General features: G+C 71.9%; 4 protein-coding genes and 1 pseudogene. 2 read left to right on the forward strand and 3 right to left on the reverse strand.

Going from position 1 to position 3449, the window contains the following annotated elements:
- Positions 1 to 197 (forward strand): annotated as a pseudogene (locus GWI24_RS42200) (short-chain dehydrogenase); the annotation flags it as partial.
- A gap of 10 nt (positions 198 to 207) precedes the next feature.
- Here the strand turns inward: GWI24_RS42200 and GWI24_RS42205 are convergent.
- Both GWI24_RS42205 and GWI24_RS42210 read right to left on the reverse strand, forming a co-directional pair.
- A complete protein-coding gene (locus tag GWI24_RS42205) occupies positions 208 to 786 on the reverse strand; it encodes a Uma2 family endonuclease (protein ID WP_210951314.1) in 579 nt (192 codons plus the stop codon).
- A gap of 224 nt (positions 787 to 1010) precedes the next feature.
- Positions 1011 to 1817: an SDR family NAD(P)-dependent oxidoreductase gene (locus tag GWI24_RS42210; RefSeq protein WP_210951315.1), complete on the reverse strand. Its 807-nt coding sequence runs from the start codon at positions 1815 to 1817 to the stop codon at positions 1011 to 1013.
- 86 nt (positions 1818 to 1903) lie between these two features.
- On the opposite strand from GWI24_RS42210, the gene GWI24_RS42215 reads away from it, so the two are divergent.
- Entirely contained in the window at positions 1904 to 2755 is an 852-nt protein-coding gene (locus tag GWI24_RS42215; protein ID WP_210951316.1) for a helix-turn-helix transcriptional regulator, read from the forward strand.
- A gap of 55 nt (positions 2756 to 2810) precedes the next feature.
- Here the strand turns inward: GWI24_RS42215 and GWI24_RS42220 are convergent.
- Positions 2811 to 3449 (reverse strand): response regulator transcription factor (locus GWI24_RS42220; RefSeq protein ID WP_210951317.1); only part of this gene is annotated, 639 nt, incomplete at its 5' end.

The following is a 3449-nucleotide window of genomic DNA, read 5'->3' on the forward strand; positions in this document are numbered from 1 at the left end:
CCTGGCCCGCCGTACGAGCGGTCCTCGACCCGTCCATCACCGGCGGCGAACTATGGACCCCCCGCCACTTCGCCCTCCGCGGCACCCCCCGCCGCCGCCCCGTCCGAGGTCATCTCGCGGACGCGGAAGTCGCGGCCCACCTGTGGTCGGCAAGCCGCGACCTGACGGGGCTCGAACCGCGGTTCGGCGCGGCGTGAGGCCGGGCGATCAGGACGCGTAGTCCTTGAGTTCCCCGGTGTCGAGGGTGATCCCGACGGGATCCGGGAGCTCGATGACGGCCCCATAGGGCCGCGAGGTCAGGCTCCGGTACTTGCCGTCCTCCGGCTCGCTGAAGACGTTGACCGTGCAGTCGTCCCGGTCGATGAGGAGGTAAACCGGGACGCCGGCGCTTGCGTAGCCGTCCCGCTTGTCCAGACGATCCCGCCGGTTCGTGTCCCCGTCCCGCGAGGTGACCTCCACGGTCATCACGACACCCTTCGGGTCGGACCACTCTCCATGCCCGGCGAAGTGCCTGCGAGGCGCGAGAGTGCCGTCCGGACGAGCGCGCCCTTGCCGGTACCCCTCCGTCTTCAGGCCCCGCTCCCGGTACAGCCGCAGGTCCGGACGGTGCTGCATGCACTGCTCCTGGACCCACATGATGATTTCGTCGTGATCCCCGTCCGGCACGGGCTTGACCTCTAGCTTCCCTTCGATGAATTCGAGCCTCACGGTTTCCGGCGCCGTGCGGGCGAGCTCCTCGAATTCCTCGATGCCCATCTCCGGCCGGTCAGCGGTGCTGGGGGTCATGGTTTCGCCTCCTCGCCCCCATACTGCCCCGACATCGGGCGGTGCGTCTTGGACGATCATTCGCTCTTCCTTTCGACACGCGGACTGCCGAGGCAACCGCGTTCGGCACGTGACGAACGCTAGAGCGCGGGGACCAGCCGTGATGGGGTGATCACATGAAGTCACCGGATCGGGTGGTTTATTCGCCGGAGCGGGTCGTCTCCCAACCGGCGTTACCGGCGTTCTCAGGCCCGGGTGCCGCCGTCCACGCGGAGGACCACGCCGGTCACATACGAGGCGCGGTCGCTGAGGAGCCAGGCCGCGGCCTGGGCGATCTCGTCCGGGTCGGCGGCGCGGCGCAGCGGGGCGTGGGTGGTGATCCGCTCGACGACGCCGGGGGAGTCCTCCTCCCATGCGCGGATCATCTCGGTGAGGGTGGCGCCGGGCGCGATGGCGTTGACGCGGATGCCCTCCGGGCCGTACGTGACGGCGGCGGACTCGGTGAGGCTGTTGACCGCGCGCTTCATGGCGCCGTAGGCGGGGAGTTCGGGGTTGCCCATGAGGCTGCCGACGCTGGAGTTGTTGACGATGGCGCCCGTTCCCGCGGTGGCGCGGATGGCGGCGACCTCGGCATTCATGGCCAGCCAGGGGCCGCGGAGGTTGACGGCGTAGACGTGGTCGAAGTCGGCCTGCGGCAGCTGGTCCATCGGGCCCGGCTGCTGGATCGTCGCGCCGTTGTTGAAGGCCACGTCGAGTCGGCCGTACAGCTCCACGGCCCGGTCGACGGCGGCGCGGACGCTCGTCGCGTCGGCCAGGTCGCACACCACGTGATCCGCGGTGCCGCCGGCCGCGCGGATCTCCTCGGTGACCGTCTTGAGCTGGGCCTCCGTACGGGCCGCCAGCAGCACCCGGGCGCCCTCCCGGGCGAAGAGGCGGGCCGCGGCGGCGCCGATGCCGCGCCCGGCGCCGGTGATGAAGGCGACCTTGCCTGCCAGGAGGCCGACGGCCGGGGTGAGGGGCGAGGCTTCGAAGGTGGTGTTCGGTGTGTTCATGTTTCCGAGGCTGCTGCGGGTTCCGGGGCCCAACCAGGCACCGGTGGTACCTGGCTGAGCTCCGGCCGTCCGCGCACACTGAAGGCGTGGACAGACGAGAGCTGGCGGCCTTCCTGCGCAGCCGACGTGAGCGGATCACCCCCGCCGATGTGGGGCTGCCCGCCGGGACGCGGCGCCGGACGCCGGGGCTGCGGCGCGAGGAGGTGGCGCAGCTGGCGTTCATCTCGACCGAGTACTACACGCGGCTGGAGCAGGCCCGCGCCCCGCGCCCGTCCCGCGAGGTGCTGACCGGGCTGGCCCGCGCCCTGCGGCTGGGCGACACCGAGCGCGATCATCTGCACCATCTCGCGGGCGCCCCGCCGGGCCCGCCGGCCGGGCCCTCCCGCGAGGTGCGGCCGAGCATCGCGAACCTGCTGCGGCGGCTGCCGAACGCGGCGGCGATCGTGCTCTCCGCGACGTACGAGGTGATCGCCTGGAACGATCTGGCCGCCGCCCTCATGGAGGACTTCTCCGCCCTCTCACGCCGCGACCGCAACTTCGTCCGCCGCGCCTTCCTCGGGCCGCACCGGGACGGACGGCGGCTCTACGGGGTTTCGGACGCGGACGAGTTCGCCCGGACCTCGGCCCAGGGGCTGCGCGCCGCGGCCGCCCGCTACCCCGACGATCCCGAGGTGACCGAGCTGGTGGCCGAGCTCCGCTCGGGCAGCGAGGAGTTCGCCCGGCTGTGGGACTCCCACGATGTGTCCGCCCGGCCCACCCTGTGCAAGACGCTGCATCATCCGCTCGTCGGCCCCATCACCGTCAATTGCGATGCGCTGGACATCGCCGACCGGGACCAGCGGGTGATCATCTACACCGCCGACCCCGGCTCACCGGCCGAGGAGGCGCTGCGGCTGCTGTCGGTCGTCGGCACGCAGCGGATGGGGGTGCCGGGCTGAGCCGCCGCGCCGTCCGTCCCGTGCCCGTTCCCGCTTTCGTTTCCGCTTCCCGGGCTCAGACCAGGCGCCGGGCCGTCGCCCAGCGGGTCAGCTCATGCCGGTTGGAGAGCTGGAGCTTGCGGAGCACCGCCGAGACATGGCTCTCCACCGTCTTCACCGAGATGAACAGCTGCTTGGCGATCTCCTTGTAGGCGTAGCCGCGCGCGATCAGGCGCAGCACCTCGCGCTCACGCTGGGTGAGCCGGTCCAGGTCCTCGTCCACCGGCGGGGCGTCGGTGGAGGCGAAGGCGTCGAGGACGAAACCGGCGAGGCGCGGGGAGAAGACCGCGTCGCCCTCGGAGACCCGGAAGATCGCGTCCACGAGGTCGGTGCCGGTGATGGTCTTGGTCACATAGCCGCGGGCGCCGCCGCGGATGACGCCGATGACGTCCTCGGCGGCGTCCGAGACGGACAGCGCGAGGAAGCGCACCGGGCGGTCCTGGTCGGCCATCAGCGAGGCGCTGCGGCGCAGCACCTCGACACCGCCCCCGCCAGGGAGGTGGACGTCGAGCAGCACGACCTCGGGGCGGGTCGCGGTGATCACGGTCACGGCCTGGTCGACGTCGGCAGCCTCGCCGACCACCTCGACCCCGGTCCGGGCCGTCTCCCCGATCTCGGCCTGCACCCCGGTGCGGAACATACGGTGGTCGTCCAC

Origin of the sequence: Streptomyces sp. MK37H (genome assembly GCF_018035285.1) — a bacterium.
Classification (GTDB): Bacteria; Actinomycetota; Actinomycetes; order Streptomycetales; family Streptomycetaceae; genus Streptomyces; species Streptomyces endocoffeicus.